The sequence below is a fragment of the Caldicellulosiruptor naganoensis genome, from assembly GCF_026914285.1.
Classification (GTDB): domain Bacteria; phylum Bacillota; class Thermoanaerobacteria; order Caldicellulosiruptorales; family Caldicellulosiruptoraceae; genus Caldicellulosiruptor; species Caldicellulosiruptor naganoensis.
In genome coordinates this window covers 1,535,180-1,554,204 of the sequence record NZ_CP113864.1, presented here as the reverse complement: position 1 = coordinate 1,554,204, position 19,025 = coordinate 1,535,180, and the positions used below count along the sequence as shown (strand labels likewise).

22 protein-coding genes and 1 tRNA gene are annotated in these 19,025 nt (G+C 34.6%); 21 read left to right on the top strand and 2 right to left on the bottom strand.

Annotated features, from left to right (window positions below; all coding sequences use genetic code 11):
• Positions 1 to 70 precede the first annotated feature (70 nt).
• Positions 71 to 259, bottom strand: a complete 189-nt coding sequence (locus OTJ99_RS07695) for a hypothetical protein (RefSeq protein WP_045164602.1) — start codon at positions 257 to 259, stop codon at positions 71 to 73.
• A gap of 191 nt (positions 260 to 450) precedes the next feature.
• Between OTJ99_RS07695 and OTJ99_RS07690 the strand changes: the two genes are divergently transcribed.
• Genes OTJ99_RS07690 through truA form a run of 4 tightly spaced genes read left to right on the top strand, consistent with a single transcriptional unit; the run spans position 451 to position 3,673 of the window.
• Positions 451 to 1,287 (top strand): energy-coupling factor transporter ATPase, encoded by an 837-nt coding sequence (locus OTJ99_RS07690; RefSeq protein WP_045165508.1) that lies wholly within the window; start codon positions 451 to 453, stop codon positions 1,285 to 1,287.
• Complete coding sequence (locus OTJ99_RS07685) at positions 1,272 to 2,144, top strand: energy-coupling factor transporter ATPase (protein WP_045164603.1); 873 nt, start codon at positions 1,272 to 1,274, stop codon at positions 2,142 to 2,144. Before OTJ99_RS07690 ends, OTJ99_RS07685 begins: the two co-directional genes overlap by 16 nt.
• On the top strand, positions 2,144 to 2,932 hold the full coding sequence (locus OTJ99_RS07680) for an energy-coupling factor transporter transmembrane component T family protein (RefSeq protein WP_083943483.1): 789 nt from the start codon (positions 2,144 to 2,146) through the stop codon (positions 2,930 to 2,932). The genes OTJ99_RS07685 and OTJ99_RS07680 overlap by 1 nt, the downstream gene beginning before the upstream one ends.
• 6 nt (positions 2,933 to 2,938) lie before the next feature.
• The gene (gene truA, locus OTJ99_RS07675) at positions 2,939 to 3,673 is read left to right on the top strand and encodes a tRNA pseudouridine(38-40) synthase TruA (RefSeq protein ID WP_045164605.1); all 735 of its coding nucleotides are present in this window, start codon (positions 2,939 to 2,941) and stop codon (positions 3,671 to 3,673) included.
• Between the two features lie 31 nt (positions 3,674 to 3,704).
• Here truA and OTJ99_RS07670 read toward each other — a convergent pair.
• Positions 3,705 to 3,781 (bottom strand) — tRNA-Val (locus OTJ99_RS07670).
• Positions 3,782 to 3,897: 116 nt separating this feature from the next.
• Between OTJ99_RS07670 and OTJ99_RS07665 the strand changes: the two genes are divergently transcribed.
• From OTJ99_RS07665 to OTJ99_RS07585, 17 genes are all read left to right on the top strand, one after another.
• Entirely contained in the window at positions 3,898 to 4,482 is a 585-nt protein-coding gene (locus OTJ99_RS07665) for a YdcF family protein (RefSeq protein WP_045164606.1), read from the top strand.
• Between the two features lie 259 nt (positions 4,483 to 4,741).
• On the top strand, positions 4,742 to 5,242 hold the full coding sequence (gene infC, locus OTJ99_RS07660; protein ID WP_045164607.1) for a translation initiation factor IF-3: 501 nt from the start codon (positions 4,742 to 4,744) through the stop codon (positions 5,240 to 5,242).
• A gap of 26 nt (positions 5,243 to 5,268) precedes the next feature.
• The gene (gene rpmI, locus OTJ99_RS07655) at positions 5,269 to 5,466 is read left to right on the top strand and encodes a 50S ribosomal protein L35 (protein ID WP_045164608.1); all 198 of its coding nucleotides are present in this window, start codon (positions 5,269 to 5,271) and stop codon (positions 5,464 to 5,466) included.
• A 33-nt stretch (positions 5,467 to 5,499) separates the two neighbouring features.
• Complete coding sequence (rplT, locus tag OTJ99_RS07650; RefSeq protein WP_045164609.1) at positions 5,500 to 5,856, top strand: 50S ribosomal protein L20; 357 nt, start codon at positions 5,500 to 5,502, stop codon at positions 5,854 to 5,856.
• 36 nt (positions 5,857 to 5,892) lie between these two features.
• Positions 5,893 to 6,708 carry a TrmH family RNA methyltransferase gene (locus OTJ99_RS07645; protein WP_045164610.1) on the top strand — a complete coding sequence of 272 codons (816 nt, stop codon included), beginning with the start codon at positions 5,893 to 5,895 and terminating at the stop codon, positions 6,706 to 6,708.
• Positions 6,709 to 6,784: 76 nt separating this feature from the next.
• Positions 6,785 to 7,039, top strand: a complete 255-nt coding sequence (locus OTJ99_RS07640; protein ID WP_045164611.1) for an IreB family regulatory phosphoprotein — start codon at positions 6,785 to 6,787, stop codon at positions 7,037 to 7,039.
• The gene (locus OTJ99_RS07635; RefSeq protein ID WP_045164612.1) at positions 6,987 to 8,486 is read left to right on the top strand and encodes a hypothetical protein; all 1,500 of its coding nucleotides are present in this window, start codon (positions 6,987 to 6,989) and stop codon (positions 8,484 to 8,486) included. The genes OTJ99_RS07640 and OTJ99_RS07635 overlap by 53 nt, the downstream gene beginning before the upstream one ends.
• A complete protein-coding gene (locus tag OTJ99_RS07630) occupies positions 8,473 to 9,420 on the top strand; it encodes an aldo/keto reductase (RefSeq protein WP_045164613.1) in 948 nt (315 codons plus the stop codon). The genes OTJ99_RS07635 and OTJ99_RS07630 overlap by 14 nt, the downstream gene beginning before the upstream one ends.
• 27 nt (positions 9,421 to 9,447) lie before the next feature.
• Positions 9,448 to 9,864, top strand: coding sequence for a Holliday junction resolvase RuvX (ruvX, locus tag OTJ99_RS07625; protein ID WP_045164614.1), 417 nt, complete (start codon positions 9,448 to 9,450; stop codon positions 9,862 to 9,864).
• An 80-nt stretch (positions 9,865 to 9,944) separates the two neighbouring features.
• Entirely contained in the window at positions 9,945 to 10,856 is a 912-nt protein-coding gene (gene nadA / locus OTJ99_RS07620) for a quinolinate synthase NadA (RefSeq protein ID WP_045164615.1), read from the top strand.
• A gap of 21 nt (positions 10,857 to 10,877) precedes the next feature.
• Positions 10,878 to 12,488, top strand: coding sequence for an L-aspartate oxidase (nadB, locus tag OTJ99_RS07615; protein ID WP_052671458.1), 1,611 nt, complete (start codon positions 10,878 to 10,880; stop codon positions 12,486 to 12,488).
• The gene (gene nadC, locus OTJ99_RS07610) at positions 12,489 to 13,328 is read left to right on the top strand and encodes a carboxylating nicotinate-nucleotide diphosphorylase (protein ID WP_045164617.1); all 840 of its coding nucleotides are present in this window, start codon (positions 12,489 to 12,491) and stop codon (positions 13,326 to 13,328) included.
• A 23-nt stretch (positions 13,329 to 13,351) separates the two neighbouring features.
• On the top strand, positions 13,352 to 15,286 hold the full coding sequence (locus OTJ99_RS07605; RefSeq protein ID WP_045164618.1) for a molybdopterin-dependent oxidoreductase: 1,935 nt from the start codon (positions 13,352 to 13,354) through the stop codon (positions 15,284 to 15,286).
• A complete protein-coding gene (locus OTJ99_RS07600) occupies positions 15,283 to 15,882 on the top strand; it encodes a molybdenum cofactor guanylyltransferase (RefSeq protein WP_045164619.1) in 600 nt (199 codons plus the stop codon). Before OTJ99_RS07605 ends, OTJ99_RS07600 begins: the two co-directional genes overlap by 4 nt.
• Positions 15,875 to 16,441, top strand: a complete 567-nt coding sequence (locus OTJ99_RS07595) for an NUDIX hydrolase (protein WP_269015321.1) — start codon at positions 15,875 to 15,877, stop codon at positions 16,439 to 16,441. The genes OTJ99_RS07600 and OTJ99_RS07595 overlap by 8 nt, the downstream gene beginning before the upstream one ends.
• Before the next feature lie 18 nt (positions 16,442 to 16,459).
• Positions 16,460 to 17,629, top strand: coding sequence for a class I SAM-dependent rRNA methyltransferase (locus OTJ99_RS07590; protein ID WP_045164621.1), 1,170 nt, complete (start codon positions 16,460 to 16,462; stop codon positions 17,627 to 17,629).
• Between the two features lie 27 nt (positions 17,630 to 17,656).
• Positions 17,657 to 19,024 carry an RsmB/NOP family class I SAM-dependent RNA methyltransferase gene (locus tag OTJ99_RS07585; protein WP_045164622.1) on the top strand — a complete coding sequence of 456 codons (1,368 nt, stop codon included), beginning with the start codon at positions 17,657 to 17,659 and terminating at the stop codon, positions 19,022 to 19,024.
• Position 19,025: the final 1 nt, after the last annotated feature.

Genomic DNA, 19,025 nt, shown 5'->3' with positions numbered 1-19,025 from the left:
TGAGGTCCATATTTTGTCAATCCCAGTCCCCCCAAGCTTTTTGAGTTTCAAACTGACAAAGTCAAGTACTTCATTGAATTTCCTTTATTTTTTCATCAAGTTCTTTTAGTTCATCTGTGAGATGGCTTTTTAGTTTTGAAATCTCTTCAATCTTCGAAAACTCTTCTAACAGCATGTTTTTTGTTTCAATTGGAATGTTGAACTCCTTTAAGTTAACTAAGTTTGTGTCAAAGTATATGTCACACTTGGGAGTAAACATGTTAAATCCCCCCTTCCAATATATATTATACCCGTTGTATTATCAATATGTTCAATGTATCCACGAATACTTCAAAAATACATGTATATTTAAACTTTAAAATCTTTGCTATAATAAAAGGTAGTTTATCGCAAGAAAAGCTGTGCCTATTAAAGAATAGAAAAACATTTTTATAAGGGGAAAAAAGAGAGATGAGTGCTTTCATAGAATTTATAAATGTCAGCTTTTCATATACAAGATCGGATGGAAGCAAAAATCCTGCGTTAATTGATATAAATTTAAAGATAGAGAAAGGAGAATTTGTTTCAATTTTAGGGCTCAACGGTTCAGGGAAATCCACTTTGGCAAAGCTAATAAATGGGCTTTTAATACCCGAAAAAGGTGATGTACTGGTTGACGGTATGAACACAAAAGATGTAAGTCAAATTTGGGAGATAAGAAGAAAGTGTGGATATATATTTCAAAATCCTGATAATCAATTAGTTGCCTCGATAGTTGAAGAAGATGTCGCCTTTGGGCCAGAGAATTTAGGGTTTGAACGTGAGGAAATAATAAGGGCTGTAAATGAGGCGCTTGAAACTGTTGAGATGATTGAGTACAAAAACCACGCAACCTACAAGCTTTCTGGTGGACAAAAACAGAGGGTTGCAATTGCAGGAATTTTGGCAATGAGGCCGGAATGTATCATTTTAGATGAGCCAACTTCTATGCTTGATCCAAAAGGGCGAAAAGAGGTTATATCAACCATTTTAAGACTCAATAGGGAAGAAAAAAAGACAATAGTTTTAGTTACTCACAATATTGACGAGATGATATACAGTAATAAAGTGGTGGTTTTAGAAAATGGAAAGATAAAATATATAGGGACTCCGAAAGAGCTTTTAAAGCTTGATTGGTTTTATGAGATGGGATTTGACATGCCTCAGATTTTAAAGCTTTCTTATGAGCTTAAAAAAAGAGGGATTGATATCGATGGTGAAATCTGGACAGTTGATGAAATGGAGAGATTTTTATGTTCATTGAGATGAGAGATGTTGAATATGTGTATGGTTATAAAACACCATTTGAAAAAAAGGCATTATCTGAGGTTAACCTCACAATCTCAAAAGGCGAATTTATTGGAATAATAGGAAAAACAGGTTCGGGAAAATCAACTCTTGTTCAGCTTATGAATGGACTCCTTGTACCTCAGCGGGGAGACGTCATTGTTGATGGAATAAATACCAAGGAGAAAAAGAAAGTAAAAGAGATTCGAAAAAGAGTTGGGCTTGTTTTCCAATATCCTGAATATCAGCTTTTTGAAGAGACGGTATATAGAGACATTGCATTTGGACCAAAGAATTTAGGGTTTTCTGATGAAGAGATTGAAAAGAGAATAAAAGAGGTATGTGAACTTTTAGAAATACCTAATGCTCTTTTGGAAAAGTCACCGTTTGAGCTGTCGGGCGGACAAAAGCGAAGGGTTGCAATTGCCGGAATTTTAGCAATGGACCCTGAATGCTTGATCTTGGATGAGCCCACTGCTGGGCTTGATATGAGGGGAAGAAAAAGAATATTCAATATTATAGAAAGGCTTCATCGAGAAATGAAAAAAACTATAATTCTCATTTCACACAATTTAGAAGATGTTGCTGCTTTGTGTGAAAGAGTGATTGTGTTAAATAGCGGAAAAATCTATTTTGACGGTTCGAAACATGAGATATTTGAGAATATCCAGCTTTTAGAAAAAAGCGGTTTGATTGCGCCAGATATATTGTATCTTCAGCACAGGCTTAAAATGAGAGGATTTAAAATTGAAAGGTTTGAGTACAGAATAGAAAATGTTGCTGACATGATTGTGAAAAATATAGCAGGAAATATTACAAAAGAAGGTGGCGAAGAATAATGGTTGACTTTGTAATCGGTCAGTACGTCAAAAGAGATTCATTTGTGCACAACCTTGACCCACGGACAAAGATAATAATCTTGGTATTTTTCTGTATCTCTATCTTTGTAGTAAATAATTTTTGTGGATATGTATTTTTATTTGCTTTAATAGTATTGTGGACAATCTTTTCAAAGACAAACCCAATATTACTTTTGCGTGGCACAAAACCTGTGTTTATTTTAATTCTGATAACTGTCATTTTTAACCTTTTTTTGACCCAAGGAAGGCCAGTGGTAAGGTTTTTAGGTCTGACAATTACAGACAAAGGGATAATTCTCTCATCATTTTTAGTAATAAGACTTCTACTACTTGTATTTTCTACCAGCTTGCTCACTCTTTCAACCTCCCCAATTGAGATAACCGATGCTTTAGAAGAACTATTAAAACCTTTGAAAAAGCTTAAGTTTCCTGTACATGAGATCTCAATGATGATGTCAATTGCTTTGAGATTTATCCCTACAATCTATGAAGAGACAGACAAGATTATGAAAGCTCAAATGTCAAGAGGGGCTGATTTTGAAAGTGGAGGACTTATGAAAAAGGCAAGGTCACTTTTACCACTTTTGATTCCACTTTTTATGTCAGCATTTAAAAGAGCAGATGAACTTGCAATTGCCATGGAAGCTCGATGCTATCGAGGCTCAGAAGGTAGAACAAAACTAAAAAAACTTCAATATTCAATAAACGACTATATTTCCTTTTTAATAGCAGCAATTTTAATGGTTTTGGCTATAATGGTGAGGTGAGTTCTTTTGAGAAACATTCTTCTAACAATTGAATATGATGGAACAAACTATTTTGGTTGGCAAAAGCAGCCAAACAAAAAAACAGTCCAAGGTGTTATTGAAGATGCAATAAAAAAAATTACAGGTGAAGATGTAAATCTTGTTGGGTCAGGTCGTACAGATAGAGGAGTACATGCTTTGGGGCAAAAGGCAAATTTCAAAACAGAAAGCAAAATTCCAACAGAAAAGTTTCCACTTGCTCTTAATTCAGTCCTTCCAAATGATATCTCAATAAAAGATGCTGCTGAGATTTCACTTGATTTTTCAGCACGCTACAGTGCCAAGCAAAAGACGTACAAATATTTGATTTACAACCACAAAACAAGACCTGCTATTTTACGAAATTATGTTTATCACTTTCCATATGAGCTTGATATAGCTTCGATGCAAAAATCTTGTGAGTATTTCATTGGAGAATATGACTTTAGCAGCTTTTGCTCAAGTGGCAGTGAAACAAATTCAAAGGTACGTCGCATTTTTAACTGCTATTTAACATCCGAAAATGACTGTATTGCAATATACATCTCTGCCAATGGATTTCTCTACAATATGGCAAGAATAATAGCAGGAACAATCTTAGATGTAGGTGTGGGGAAAATAAAACCAACTGATATTCCTCTCATAATAGAGAGCAGAGACAGAACCAAAGCTGGCAAAACTCTTCCACCATGGGGACTCTATCTTGTGGATGTTGTTTACTAAACTTCTCTATAAAGCACAGAGAAAAATAAAATGGTGGGGATAATAGGACTCGAACCTATGACCTCTTGCATGTCAAGCAAGCGCTCTAACCAACTGAGCTATATCCCCACCACTGAATTATTTAACTTTTGCAGTATGTATTATAGCATAGATTTTTAAAATTTGCAAATAGAATAATATAGTTGAAATGCTTAATTTTAGCTAATTAGATGGAGAGGTTGAAGATGAAACAAATTCTTAAGTCCTTAGGGATTTTGATTGGAGGTATAATTATAGCATTTACGATATTAGAGCTTATAATTATCTTTTTTGGTGTAAATAGCAAACCTAAAAAATCTGATGCTATTATTGTATTGGGCTGTGCTGTATATGGAGACTTTCCAAGTCCTTTTTTTAAAGCAAGACTGGATGAAGCTCTAAGACTTTACAACAAAGGATATGGTCGGTACATAATAGTCTCTGGTGGGAAAGGACTGGGAGAGAATATTTCGGAAGCAGAGGCAGGTAAAGAATATCTTAGTGCAAGGGGAGTGCCATCTGAGTTTATTCTCATTGAAAATAAATCTTTCTCTACTTATGAGAATTTGTTATTTTCTAAAAAACTTATGAATAAATACTCTCTAAAAAGTGCAGTGATTGTATCAAATAAATTTCACTTAAAAAGAGCAAGTATAATTGCCAAAAAAGTTGGAATAAAAGCAAGTTTTTCTGGGGTTTATGTAGGTCAATATCTTTATGAAGAAGTCCATGGCTTTTTGCGAGAAGTGCCAGCGGTTTTGTATACATACTTCATATACTTAAGGCAATGAGCGGTTTATAAAAGTGAGGGCATATTGACATTATCCAGCTACTTATGATATTCTTATAAAGGTAAAAAAGAAGTAGAAGTCTATCGCTTCTCACCTATCCGACAATATAATGTCGGAAGGTCAATAGGGGATTTGAGCCATAAAATGGGCTCAAAGTACGCCTAGTGGGTGGATAGACTATGCTTCTATCCACTTTTTGTTTAAATCAGAGTGGAGTATTTATTTTTTTGGGAGGTGTTCCAATATAAATAATAGAGATTTGCCCATTAATGAGCAAATAAGAGATAAAGAGGTAAGGGTTATTGATGAGAATGGTGTCCAACTTGGTATTATGAGTATCAAAGAAGCACTGAGGATTGCTGAGGAGAAAAAACTTGACCTTGTTAAGATTGCTCCTCATGCAAACCCACCTGTGTGCAAGATAATGGACTATGGAAAGTACAAATTTGAGCTTGCCAAAAAGGAAAAAGAGGCAAAGAAGAATCAGAAGGTTATTAATGTAAAAGAGGTAAGACTTACCACTACAATTGAAGACCATGACTTTAATGTCAAAGTAAAAAATGCTATCAGGTTTTTGCAAGATGGTGACAAGGTAAAGGTTTCGATTCGCTTTAGGGGTAGAGAGATTTTGCATCCTGAAATTGGTGAGGAAATAATAAACAAATTTATTGAAATGGTCAAAGATTATGGAGTAGTTGAGAAAAAGCCAAAACTTGATGGTAAAAACATTACAGCTATTATAGCACCAAAACAGCAATAGAAATTTTCAGGTAAGGAGGTGTAAGAATGCCAAAATTAAAAACGCATAGAGGTCTTGCTAAAAGAATCAAAGTAAGTGGAAATGGGAAATATCTTAGAAAGAAAGCTGGAAAAAGTCATCTTTTGAGTGGCAAGTCAAGAAAGAGGAAGAGAAACTTGAAAAAGACAGTTGTTGTTGACTCAACAAATGTAAGAGCAGTAAAGAAACTTTTGCCATATCTGTAAAAACTAAATAATTAAACGGGAGGTAATTGTCATATGAGAATAAAGAATAGTGTTTGGGCAAGAAAAAGACACAAAAAGTGGTTAAAACTTGCAAAGGGTTATTGGGGTGCAAAGAGTAGGGTATTTAAACAGGCTCATATTGCTGTTATGAGGTCATTAAGATATGCATATATCGGTAGGAGACTCAGGAAGAGAGATTTCAGAAGACTTTGGATAACAAGAATAAATGCAGCTGCAAGACAAAATGGATTAACATACAGCAAATTTATCAATGGTCTTAAAAAGGCAGGAATCAGCTTAAATAGAAAGGTTTTGGCTGACATGGCCGTAAACGACCAAAAAGCTTTTGCTGAGCTTGTTGAGATAGCTAAAAAGCAAATAAATGGTTAAGACAATCTTAAAAAGTAAAGGTGTAAAAGCTGAAAAATGCCTAAAAGTAGGAGAATTGAGGTTATCACAAGTAAAGAGAATGAGAGTATAAAAAGATTAAAAAAACTCCATGAAAAAAAATACAGAGAGGAACTTAAAGCTTTTTTAATAGAAGGTGTAAAAGTAGTTAACGAAGCTTTGGATAATGTATCAGAGACCATAAACCTTGTAGTATTTTCACAAGAAGCAATCCAGAAATATGGGGAGTTTTTTGATAAGTGCATAAATCTTCTAAATTCTGGCAAACTGAGACGACTTGTGCAAGTGCCAGAAAAGATTTTTGAACATATCAGCACAACTACAACACCACAAGGGGTTTTGGCAGAATGTTCATTTTTCGACAAAGGGTTAGATGTCTTAAATCACCATAATAGAGTTGTTGTTATTGACTGTGTTCAAGACCCAGGCAATTTAGGAACAATTATAAGATGTGCTGATGCATTTGGCTTCGAGTGCATTGTGACACTGGATGGTACAGTAGATGTGTACAATCCAAAAGTTGTTCGCTCAGCGATGGGTTCGATATTTCATATAGATATCGTAAGAGAAACAAAGAAAGAAGAGTTGTTGGAAACTTTAAGGGAAAAAAGGTTTGCTTTATACGTCACAACTCCGCATGGAAATGTTGATATATCAACGCTCTCTGTTGATAATAGGTTTGCAATAGTAATTGGCAGCGAATCAAGAGGCATTGATGCTGCTTTTTTAGAAAATGCGACAAAGAAGGTTAAAATCTCTATGCCGGGCAAGGCAGAGTCATTAAATGCTGCAGTGGCAGCTGCAATTGTGCTATACGAGCTTAGAAAAAAATAAAAACTTCAAAGCCTTCATCCAAAACTCTTGAAATGGATGAGGGCTTAAAAATTAATTATAAGGTGGGAACTTTAATATGAATGATAAGACTCAACACTTTTCATTTGAGGATGGTATGGAAAAAAAGGTGAAAGAGATCTTGAGTGAGGTATACAGTGCTTTGAAAGAAAGGGGTTATAATCCGATTGCTCAGCTCGTTGGGTATTTAATATCTGGTGACCCTACCTATATTACTAACCATAAGAATGCTCGTTCAATTATAAGGAGAATTGAAAGGGATGAAATACTGGAGGAGATTGTTAAGTTTTATATTGACAATAATATTGAGTAGCGCTTTTTTTACTACTTGTCTTTCGATGAATTTTTTCAAATTTGAAACCAAAGTTTTTAGCAATTCTGACTTTTATGAGTATATAAAGAAAGCTCTGGAGAACAAAAAAAGCGGATTTGTAACAATTGTTGTATTAAAAGATCCAAAGAATTCTTTGAGTGTCAGATATTATCTTGAGAAAAACGGCATAAATTTGGAAAAAGGCAAAGTAGCCGTTAATACCGATAATAAAGGTTTATTTTTTTTATACAGTGGCGATGGTAGGCTTGCATTTGTTTTTGAAAGTAATTTAAAAAACGGCTTTTGGACAGAAAAGTCAGCTGATACAAAAAGAAAAGGGCTTGTATTAGAAAGAGAGTTTTTAGGGCTTATAAAAGACTACAAAAAAAGTAGTAGCGTTCCTGTTTCGAAAAGCTTTGTTATAAAATTGTGGCGACTTTTTTGGATTTTGAATTATCAGTTGCAATATTTAAATAGCTTTTTGATATTCTTATTTGCTATCATAATTGTCTTTTCGGTGCTGGGTGCGATAATTTTTCTGTCAAAACCAAATGAAAAGTACAATAAGTTCTTTTTAAAATTCATACCAATGACTGTAGTTTTAGGGTATATATTTGTTATCTACTCTCCCTTACTTATTTTGAAGATAAACAATATTTTTTTATTTTTAGCAATATTCTTTTTAACAGCGCTTGTCACTTCTTCTCTTGGTTTAAAAATTTCACAGCTTTTATGTTCTCTTTTTGGAATATTTTCAATCTTGGGTCAGGCGTTTTTATTCGACAATATTCTACAGCTTTTATCAACAGCAGGATATCATCCTTCGTTTGCAAATAGATTCTATGGGATTGGAAATGAGTTTTTTGCGTATTTAATGGGTTTCGTATTTATATTATCAATTGTTAGCAATATGTCTTTCAGGAATCTATTTGTAACTTTATTCTTGAGTGCCTTTGTTTTGATAATTCCATATTATGGTGTAAATTTTGGGGGATTTTTATCTATCGTAGCTGGGATTACAGTATTTTTACTCTTCAAAACAAGAGAGAAAATCAAAGTGTTAGCAGCACTATTTGCTTTTGTGCCACTTGCTTTGATTTTAATTTTGAAAAATAGTTATGTATATAAAGCATTTGCAAGTTTTGATACTCTTTTTTCTATCGCAAAAAGAAAAATGCTTATGAATCTTTCCTATCTTTTTCAGTACCCTGCAACAATATTACTACTTTTGGCTTTTGTGGTATTATTCTTGCTCATTGTTCAAAAAAGATTCAATATACTGTCTTTAACAGAAAAGCATAGAGAGATATTTACACTATTTTTTATAATTGGACTTTTTGCATACTTTTTTAACGACTCCGGCATAATAATTGTAGCTTTGCTTCAGGGTTTTCTTGGCGTTGGAATATACTATTCAAAGATGGTGAATGAATATGGAGTACGTTAAATTAGGCAATACCTCCCTTGTTGTGAGCAAGCTCTGTTTTGGGACACTTACAATTGGTCCTCTTCAGAAGAATCTTTCTATTGACGAGGGAGCAGAGCTTTTAGCGTATGGCTATCAAAAAGGGATTAACTTTGTGGATACAGCCGAGCTTTATGATACATACAAATACATAAAGAGGTCTATTGAGATAAGTGAAAAAAGACCAGTGATATCGACAAAATCATATGCTTATGATAAAAAGACTGCAGAGGCCTCTTTAAAAAAGGCTATATTAGAGCTAAATGTAGATTACATAGATTTGTTTATGCTCCATGAGCAAGAGGGTGATCACACAATCAAAGGGCATTTTGAGGCGATAGAGTATTTTTTAAAAGCAAAGGAGAAAGGTTATATAAAGCATTTTGGCATTTCAACTCACTATGTAAAAGCAGTGAAGGACTCTTTGAAATATCCAGAGATTGAGGTAATACATCCAATATTTAATTTCAAAGGCATTGGAATTGTTGATGGTACAATTAATGAAATGATTGAGGCAGTAAAAGAAGCATACCACAGGGGCAAAGGAATCTTTGCTATGAAAATATTTGGCGGTGGAAATTTACTTTCAGATTTCAAAAATGCACTTGAGTTTGTGTTTAACTTTCCGTATCTTCATTCTGTCGCGGTGGGAATGCAAAGTAAATTTGAAATTGATTACAACGTAAAATGTTTTGAAGAAAAGAAGATATACTTAGACGATAAACTGGTTGAAAATATAAAAACAAAAAGACTCCATGTAGAAAGCTGGTGTGAAGGATGTGGAAGATGTGTTGAACATTGTCATCAAAGGGCGCTTAGAATAAAAGATGGAAAGGTAATTGTGGATTATACAAAGTGCTTGTGTTGTGGATATTGCAGTAGATATTGCAGTGTCTTTGCGCTCAAGATAATTTAAAAAAAATTTTGTGCAGGTGATTTGAACTTGAGGATTTTGTGCCTTGATATAGGAAGCAGGAGGATTGGAATTGCAATATCTGATCCACTTAAGCTGACTGCCCAGCCTCTTTGTGTGCTTGACATTCAGAAAGAGAATTTATACTCTTGCCTTGATAAAATTTTTAATGAATATCAGATAGAAAAAATTGTAATTGGATACCCTGTAAGCAAGTTTCATCCAGATAAGACTACAGAGAAACTCCAAAAGATTGATGAGATATGTAGTGAGCTTGAGAGAAGGTATAAAGTGGAAATTACCAAGTGGGATGAGAGGTTTTCTACAAAGGCTGTTGAAAGGATACTTAAGGAAGAAAATGTGTCGTGGCAGAAGAGGAAAAAGGTGGTCGACAAGCTTGCAGCTGTTTATATCCTTCAAGGCTATCTTGATTTTATAAATTCTTAAGATACCTCTGAAATGTTGATTTTCTAAGTTTTAAATGTTATATTAGAGATAAAATCCAAGTAGAAAAGCGAGTGATTTTCTTGGATATTGAAAAGATTAAAAGAGAAATAGAGGAGTTAAAAAGACAGAAAAATGCGATAATTGTTGCTCATAACTATCAGATTGATGAGATTCAGGAGATAGCAGATTTTGTGGGTGACTCGTTTTATCTGAGCAAAGTGTGTGCAGAGCGTACAGAAGATGTAATAGTATTTTGTGGTGTGCATTTTATGGCAGAAAGTGCCAAAATTCTATCACCACAAAAAAAGGTTCTTTTACCAGAGATAGATGCTGGCTGTCCGCTTGCTGATATGATAACTGAGGAAGATGTTGATAGCTTGAAAGAAAAATATCCAGACTATTCAATTGTGTGTTATATAAATTCACCTGCAGCTGTAAAAGCAAAGTCAGATGTCATTTGCACCTCATCAAATGCGGTAAAAATTGTAAGAAATTTTCCAAATGATAAAATTATCTTTTTGCCAGACAAAAATTTAGGCAGCTTTGTGAAAAAACAGGTACCCGAAAAAGACATAATCTTGTGGGAAGGTTTTTGTATTACTCATTACAAAATAAAGAAAGAAGATGTACTAAAGGTCAAAGAAGCTTATCCAGAGGCACTGCTTTTGGTTCATCCTGAATGCAGACCGGAAGTTGTTGAACTTGCTGATTTTGTTGGTAGCACAAAGCAGATTATTGATTTTGCCACTTCTTCAAATGCAAAGGAGTTCATAATTGGTACTGAGATGGGAATATTGTACAGTTTGAAAAAACGAAATCCTGATAAAAAGTTTTATATTCTCCATCCGGGAATGATATGCCCTAATATGAAGAAAAATACTTTAGAGTCTGTAAGAAATGCTCTTTTGTATGATAGATATGAGATTAATGTTGAAGAAAATATTATAGAAGGGGCAAGAAAAGCTCTTTTGAAGATGCTTGAGCTCAGCTAAATAGAATTGGGGATGGTCAATTTGGTTGAGTTTAAAAGATATTGTGTTGATTTTGATACAAAAAGTGATGATGTGTTAAAGTTTGATGTTGTTATCGTGGGAACAGGTGTTGCAGGGCTTTATACAGCAATTAACCTTGATAGGTCATTAAAAGTTGCTCTTATAACAAAGGAAAATATCCAAATTAGTAACACAACCTTGGCTCAGGGTGGAATTGCAGCTCCTTTGAGCCAAGATGACAGCCCTGACATTCACTACATGGATACAATTAAAGCAGGTGCAGGGCTTTGTGATACTTATATGGTAAGAATCTTAGTTGATGAAGCAATTGAGAATATAAACATTTTGCTTAAGATGAACATACCGTTTGATTTGGATGACGAAGGAGAGATTGTATTAGGACAAGAAGGTGCGCATAGCAGGCGAAGGATTGTACATGCAAGTGGTGATGCAACAGGAAGGATAATCTCAGAACATCTTGGACTGAAGTTGAAATCATATAATAACGTGACAGTGTTTGAAAATACCTTTCTTGTTGATATATTGACTGATGACGATAGAGCAATTGGAGTTTTACTTAAAAGAAAAGATAAAAATCTGATAATATTTGCAAGATATATCGTACTTGCATCTGGTGGTTATGGGTATTTATACAAGTACACTACCAACCCTGAAGTAACAACTGGAGATGGTTGCGCAGCAGCTCTGAGGTGTGGTGCAAAATTAGTTGATATGGAGCTTGTGCAGTTTCATCCAACAGTATTATATCATGAAAAGAACAAGAGTTTTTTAATTTCAGAAGCTGTGAGAGGCGAAGGAGGAATTCTTTATAATATCTACAATGAAAGATTTATGCCAAAATATCATCCACAAGCAGAGCTTGCACCACGCGATGTTGTTTCAAGGTCAATATATTTTGAGATGAAAAGAACAAACTCACACAACGTGTTTCTTGATATAACTCACCTTGACAGTCAGTTTATTAAAAAGAGATTTCCAAATATATACAAGACATGCTTAGAGCTTGGTTTGGATATAACAAAAGAGAAGATTCCTGTTGCACCTGCTCAGCATTACAGTATGGGTGGGGTTTTATCAGATGAATTTGGAAGAACTACAATTGATAACTTGTTTGTATGCGGTGAGGCTGCAGGGACGCGCGTACATGGTGCAAATAGACTTGCTTCAAACTCGCTCTTAGAAGGCTTGGTTTTTGGAAAAAGAATAGCAGAGTATATCAATAGCAGAAATATTGGAGAAGTAAAAGAAAAAGATGTACATTATTTCTCTAAAGATTCTGAAGAGTTTAAAGGAGATGTAATTTCTGAGATAGAAATTTTAAGATCAAAGATGAGTGAATTTGCTGGAATTGTCAGAAATAATGAAGGGCTTGAAAATTTAATTAGCTATATTTTAGATAAATTATCTACTTTGAGCAAAGTAAAACTTCAGACTCCGAAGCAAATAGAGTATTACAACATGCTTTTGATTGGATATACAGTGGTATCTGGTGCGTTGATGAGAAAAGAGAGCAGAGGCTCTCATTACAGAGAAGACTTTCCTTATCAGGACGATGTTAATTGGAAAAAGCACCTGGTGTTCTCTCTAAGTGGATGGGAGGTATTAGAATAGATGTTAAATTTTTTAATAGTCGATAAGCTTATCAAGGAAGCATTGATAGAAGATATGCCATATGGAGATATAACAACAGACCTGTTAATACCTCAAGACAGTATATCCTCAGCAGATTTAGTTGCAAAAGAAGAAGGAATTTTATGTGGTATTGATGTTGCCAAAAGAGTGTTTGAGATATTGGATGAGAATATAGAGTTTGAAAAGGTAAAATCAGATGGTGAGATTATTAAAAAAGGTGATGTTTTAGCAAAGATTAATGGAAATACTCGTGCAATTTTAAAAGGTGAAAGGTTAGCATTAAACCTTCTTCAACGAATGAGCGGGATTGCAACCGCAACATATAAGCTTTCGCAGAAGATAAAAAGCTATAAAGCGTGTGTTACAGATACAAGAAAGACAGTGCCGCTTTTGAGAATGCTTGACAAGTACGCAGTTTTTGTTGGTGGTGGGAAAAACCATAGGTATTCCTTGTCTGATGCTGTTTTGATAAAAGACAACCATATCAAAGCTGTAGGGAGTATAAAAGAGGCAATAAAAAGAGCAAGAGAAAACATACCTCACACAATGAAAATAGAGGTTGAAGTAAGGACAATGAATGAATTTGAAGAAGCACTTGAAGCAGGTGCTGATATTATCATGCTTGACCACTTTGGGCTTGATGATATGAAAAAAGCTGTAGAAGTAGCATCAGGGAAGGCTTTGATTGAGGCATCTGGCAACATAACATTGGAGAATATCGAGGAGATTGCAAAAACAGGGGTTGACATTATATCAGTCGGTAGCATTACTCACTCTGTAAAAAGTCTTGATATTAGTCTTGACTTTGCAGAAATGTGAAAAAAATTTTTGGGGGCTATATAATGATTAAAAAAGTTTTCTGTCCGCTTGATTGTTTTGACAGCTGTGCAATTTTGGCAGAAGTACAAGATGGTAGAGCTTTAAAACTTTCGGGTAGCAAAGACCATCCCATTACTCAGGGTTTTTTGTGCAAAAAAGGTTATAGACTGCTGGACAAAGTTTACTCTGAAGAGAGAGTAAAAAAGCCTCTTTTGAGAGTGAAAAACGATTTTCACGAGGTTGACTGGAATACTGCACTTGATCTGATAGCAGAGAGAATAGAAGAAATTTTGAAAAAATACAAATCAAGTGCTATTTTGTACTACAGTGGCGATGGATACGAAGGATATTTAAAAAATATAGAGAGGCTATTTTTTGATTACTTGGGTGGAGCTACATATTCTGAAGGTAGCCTTTGTTGGGGTGCTGGCTTGCTTGCGCAAAAGGCAGACTTTGGAAATTCGCTTTGTCATTCACCTTTTGATTTGTTCAATTCTAACTGGATTGTGCTGTGGGGAAGGAATGCACAATGGACAAACCTACACCTTTATTATCTTGTTTTAAAGGCTAAAAAACAAGGCAAAAAGGTAATGGTGATTGATATATACAAATCTCCTACTTTTAAAATTGCTGATATAGGAATTGTGATAAAACCATCTTCTGACTCTTATCTTGCTTATGGAGCAATTAAGTATATAATTGAAAACGGCAAAGAGGATAGAGGTTTTATTGATAATCATTCTATTGGGTTTGAAGAAGTAAAGAAAATTGCCGAAAGTCTTTCATATAAAGAGGTTGAAGAAAAATGTGGGATATCGAAAGAAGTAATTGAACAAGTTGCACAGGTTTATTTACAAAAGCCTGTTTCAACCTTTATTGGCTATGGACTACAGAGATATACAAATGGTGTTAATACAGTCAGGACAATTGACTATCTTGTTGCAATTTCTGGAAATGTAGGCATAAAAGGTGGCGGTGCGAATTTTGCTCACAGGTTTACGCAAAACCTTGAGCCAGTTTTCAAAGATGATATAAGGGCTGTGAATAAGCGTTTTTATAATAGAGCAAAACTTGGAGAGTATCTCAAGAGTTTATCAGATCCGCCAATTGAATTTGTTTATATCTCGGCAGGAAATCCTGTTTCGCAATGTCCTGATTCTGACTTGGTGTTCAGGGAACTTCAAAAAAGGTTTGTTGTCAATGTAGATATGTTTTTGACAGCAACCTCTTATGCCTCTACCTTAATTTTGCCTGCAGCAAGTTTTCTGGAAAAGGAAGATATATTCATCCCGAATATGTGGCATGACTATGTAGGCATTTCAGAAAAGGCTATTGAGAAGATAGGTGAAGCCAAGTCAGAGGTTGAGATAATAAATGAGCTTGCAAAGAGGCTAAATCTTGATTTTCCTATAAAATCCGAAAAAGAGTGGGTAGATGTTGTAAAACAGCACCTTGAGAGAAACCTGAATATAAAACTTGAAGGCCATTTTACAAGAGGCTGTGCAATCGATGTGCCATGGGAAGACAGAGTATTTTTGACAAAGAGCAAAAAATTTGAGTTTAAGAGTGAAGAATTAGGAGTAGCTGTACCGGCTTTGGATTGTACTCAAAAACCTTTGAAAAATCAGCTAAGACTTGTTACAATTCACTCTGACAAGACACTACACTCACAAGAGTTTTTTGAAAGAAAAAAGCTTGCTTATATCAATCCTCTTGATGCAAAGAGGTTAAACATTTCAGACAGGGATAGAATTTTAATATACAATGGATGTGGAGGTTTTATTTTGGAGGCTTGTATAAGCGAAAATGTTGGCAGAGGATTTATAATTGTTGAAGAGGGATTTCAAAATGAAAAGATTGAGACAATAAACTCTTGTCTTTTTGGTTTTACAGCTGAAAAAGACTCCCAGGCTGCTTTTAATTCTAATTTTGTGTTTGTCAAAAAGGTGGCAACATGAAAAATCTATTTGTACTTGCAGGTGGAAAATCAAGCCGGCTTGGTTTTGACAAGCTAAACATAACTATTTGTGGGAAGAACGTTGTTGAGATAATAGACCAAAACATAGGAGATTTATTTGATCAAAAATTTATTGTTGTGAAAGAAGAAAAAGTCTTAAAGTTAAAAAATTTTAAAGTGATAAAAGATGCACTTAAAATTGATGCACCTGTGGCAGGAGTTATTACAAGTTTGATATATTCTCAAAGCGATAAAAATTTTATTTGTGCATGTGACATGCCGTTTATAAATAGAGAATTGGTAAGGTATATGCTACAGTTTGAAGGATATGATGCAGTTGTGCCATTTTACAATGGCTATTTTGAACCTTTATGCTGTGTGTATAGCAAAACATTTTTAAAAAGTGCACTTGAATGTGTTAGCAAAGGGATACTATCGCTTAACTTTGCACTAAAAAATTCAAATATAAAAAAGATAGAGCTAAATGAAATACTACAATTTGATAGCATGTTAATGAGCTTTAAGAATATAAACACTATACAAGATTTGGAGGAGGCAAATGAGCAGTTTAAAAGTGCGTTTGCCGAGCATGTTTGATTTGAGTGAGATAGATGTATCAAGGGATTTGATAGAGAAAAAAATTGATATAGAGATTGAAACTCAAGAATTTTTTGAATATGTAAACTCTAAGATAAACGTTGACAGAATTGGTGAGGTTGTATTTGCTGTAAAAGATGGTGATTTTATTTTGCTTGTAAGGCAGGATAAGTACCCTCAAGGTTTGTACAGAGTACCATCAGGTGGGATTGGAATTGGTGAAAAAGTGGTTGATGCCTTGAAAAGAGAAGTAAAAGAGGAGCTTGGGATTGATGTTCAAGAGTTTTCTTTGATAGGTGTTATCGAGTACAATCTTTGTTATAAAGACAAATCATATAAGTTTTTCTCTTTCGTCTTCTTAATAGATGATTACAAAAAAGACAGCTTTGCAGAAACTGATGGAGAGATTTCTGAAGTTTTGCCTGTTGAAGTGCCAAGGATAAAAGACTATTGCGATATTATTGAGCAGCAGAGCGGTTTTTGGAAAGACTGGGCAAGATTGCGCTACCATTCTACTTATCTTGTATATGAGTACCTGACACAAAAGAGAATAAAATAAAGAGGTGTTTTTGTTCAGATGGCAAAGGTGTTCCTGGCAAAAGGAAAAGGCTTGAGAGTTGAAAATGGACATCCTTGGGTATTCAGACATGAGGTTGAAAGAATAGATGGGGAGTTTGAAGATGGCGATATTGTGGAGGTTTATAATTTCAAAAATAAGTTTGTTGGTAAAGGTTTTATAAACTCAAAATCACAAATTTTAGTAAGAATTCTTACAAGGAAAAACGAAGAGATTAACATGGATTTTTTCAGAAAAAGAGTTCAAGATGCGTGGGAGTATAGAAAGAGTATAGGATACGTTAATAATTGCAGACTTATTTTTGCAGAAGCTGATTTTTTGCCGGGACTTATTGTTGACAAATTCGGCGATGTTCTGGTTATGCAAACACTTTCAAAAGGTGTTGACAGATACAAGGATAAGTTGGTAGATATATTAGTTGATGTGGTAAATCCAAAAGCAATATATGAGAGAAATGATGCAAAGGTACGAGAGATTGAAGGGCTTGAGCTTAAGAAAGGCTTTTTGTATGGAAAGTCTTCTACAGAGGTTGAGATAGAAGAAAATGGTATAAAGATGATTGTTGACATAGAGAATGGACAAAAGACAGGGTATTTTTTGGACCAAAAAGAAAACAGGGTTGCAATCAGAAATTTTGTAAATGACAAGACTGTTCTTGATTGTTTTTGTCATACAGGCGGTTTTACAATAAATGCTGCAAAGTTTGGGGCATCTAAAGTCATTGGAGTTGACATTTCAGATACAGCAATTGAGCAGGCAATGAAAAATGCGAAACTGAACGGTGTTGAAAGCAAATGTGAGTTTGTGGTTGCTAATGTCTTTGACTATTTGAATGAACTTGATGACAAAAAGGAAAAGTACGATGTTGTGATTCTGGACCCGCCTGCTTTTGCTAAAAGTATTCATACAATTGAAAATGCGAAAAGAGGATATAAAGAGATAAACTTAAGAGCTATGAAAATACTCAAAAAAGGTGGTATTTTAGTCACATGTTCATGTTCGCACTATATGAAGCCAGATTTGTTCTTTGAGGTAATAAAAGATGCAGCAAAGGATGTAAAAAAGACTTTGAGAATGATTGAGTATAGAACACAGGCAAAAGACCATCCGTATCTTATAAATTATGAAGAATCACTATACCTAAAGTGCTTTATATTCCAAGTTTTATAGAGCTTGAAGAGGAGGTAAATTCAGAAGTTGAACTTGCCAGAAGAATTTTTGTCAAAGATGAAAAGGATTTTGAAAGAAGAGTTTGAGGATTTTGTAAAGGTGTATGATTTTGATAGTTACAAAGGATTTAGGGTAAATACTGCAAAGGTTTCGGTTGATGAATTCATGAAGCGGATTGGTATAGAGTTTGAAAAAGTTCCATGGTGTGAAGATGGGTTTTATGTCAACGATGAAATTAGACTGAGTAAACACCCTTACTATTTTGCTGGACTTATCTACATCCAAGAGCCATCGGCAATGTTTCCTGTTGAGGCTTTAGATGTAAAAGAAGGTGAAAAGGTTTTAGATTTGTGTGCAGCACCAGGCGGCAAGACAATCCAGATTGCAGCAAAGATTGGACCAAATGGTATGCTTGTTTCAAATGATGTCAAACCAACAAGGATAAAGGCACTTGTTAAGAATGTAGAAAATCTTGGAGTTACAAATGTTGTAATTTTGAATAACAGGCCAAAAGAAATAGCTGAAAGCTATGGTGCATACTTTGACAAAATTTTGGTTGATGCACCTTGTTCTGGTGAAGGAATGTTTCGCAAAGACCCAGCTGCTTCTAAAAAATGGACTTCAAATCATCCACAAAAATATGTTAATTTGCAAAGAAGTATTATGACAGAGGTAGATGAACTTTTAAAGGTAGGGGGAGAAATAGTTTACTCTACTTGTACATTTGAGCCAGAAGAAAATGAGGGGATAATTGACTGGTTTTTGAAAAAACATAAAAACTATGAGGTGGTTGAGATAAAAAAATACCCAGGATTTTCTGATGGACTCGCAATAAATGGAAATATGGAGCTTAAAAAGGCTGTTAGAATCTATCCACACAAAGTTAAAGGTGAAGGGCATTTTATATGTAAGCTGAAGAAGGTAAAAGAAAGTGGCAATGAATGGGTTTTTGAACCGAAAAGATATCAAGTTGACAAAAGTGATTTAGAGATTTTTGAAAGATTTTGCCAAAAGCACTTTGATATAGATTTTAAAATGTTTGAAAACAGGGTATTTTATAAAAAGGCTGACAAGCTTTATTTAGGATATGAAGGACCGTTTGACAAAATTACTCCTATAAGAAATGGGCTTTTGCTTGGAGAGGTTTACAAAGGGAGGTTTTATCCTTCAGCGCACCTTATCTCAAGTCTTAAGTTCGAGAATTTAAAAAAAGCAATCAACTTTTCTGTAGATGATGAAAGGCTAATTAGGTATCTCAAGGGCGAGACTATTGAAAATGTTGAAAATTTAAAGGGATTTGTTGCTATGTGCGTAGATGGTTTTACACTTGGCTGGGGCAAGGCAGAAGGGCATATAATAAAGAACTATTTTCCAAGAGGGTGGAGATTAGAGTAAT

Excerpts from the sequence above, each read along its gene's own strand:
- OTJ99_RS07590 (WP_045164621.1), top strand. The coding sequence starts at position 16,460 with ATGGCAAAGGTGTTCCTGGCAAAAGGAAAAGGCTTGAGAGTTGAAAAT.
- OTJ99_RS07595 (WP_269015321.1), top strand. The coding sequence starts at position 15,875 with ATGTTTGATTTGAGTGAGATAGATGTATCAAGGGATTTGATAGAGAAA.
- OTJ99_RS07685 (WP_045164603.1), top strand. The coding sequence starts at position 1,272 with ATGTTCATTGAGATGAGAGATGTTGAATATGTGTATGGTTATAAAACA.
- rpmI (WP_045164608.1), top strand. The coding sequence starts at position 5,269 with ATGCCAAAATTAAAAACGCATAGAGGTCTTGCTAAAAGAATCAAAGTA.
- OTJ99_RS07665 (WP_045164606.1), top strand. The coding sequence starts at position 3,898 with ATGAAACAAATTCTTAAGTCCTTAGGGATTTTGATTGGAGGTATAATT.
- OTJ99_RS07645 (WP_045164610.1), top strand. The coding sequence starts at position 5,893 with ATGCCTAAAAGTAGGAGAATTGAGGTTATCACAAGTAAAGAGAATGAG.
- OTJ99_RS07630 (WP_045164613.1), top strand. The coding sequence starts at position 8,473 with ATGGAGTACGTTAAATTAGGCAATACCTCCCTTGTTGTGAGCAAGCTC.
- nadC (WP_045164617.1), top strand. The coding sequence starts at position 12,489 with ATGTTAAATTTTTTAATAGTCGATAAGCTTATCAAGGAAGCATTGATA.
- rplT (WP_045164609.1), top strand. The coding sequence starts at position 5,500 with ATGAGAATAAAGAATAGTGTTTGGGCAAGAAAAAGACACAAAAAGTGG.
- OTJ99_RS07640 (WP_045164611.1), top strand. The coding sequence starts at position 6,785 with ATGAATGATAAGACTCAACACTTTTCATTTGAGGATGGTATGGAAAAA.
- OTJ99_RS07635 (WP_045164612.1), top strand. The coding sequence starts at position 6,987 with ATGAAATACTGGAGGAGATTGTTAAGTTTTATATTGACAATAATATTG.
- OTJ99_RS07605 (WP_045164618.1), top strand. The coding sequence starts at position 13,352 with ATGATTAAAAAAGTTTTCTGTCCGCTTGATTGTTTTGACAGCTGTGCA.
- OTJ99_RS07680 (WP_083943483.1), top strand. The coding sequence starts at position 2,144 with ATGGTTGACTTTGTAATCGGTCAGTACGTCAAAAGAGATTCATTTGTG.
- OTJ99_RS07690 (WP_045165508.1), top strand. The coding sequence starts at position 451 with ATGAGTGCTTTCATAGAATTTATAAATGTCAGCTTTTCATATACAAGA.
- OTJ99_RS07695 (WP_045164602.1), bottom strand. The coding sequence starts at position 259 with ATGTTTACTCCCAAGTGTGACATATACTTTGACACAAACTTAGTTAAC.
- OTJ99_RS07600 (WP_045164619.1), top strand. The coding sequence starts at position 15,283 with ATGAAAAATCTATTTGTACTTGCAGGTGGAAAATCAAGCCGGCTTGGT.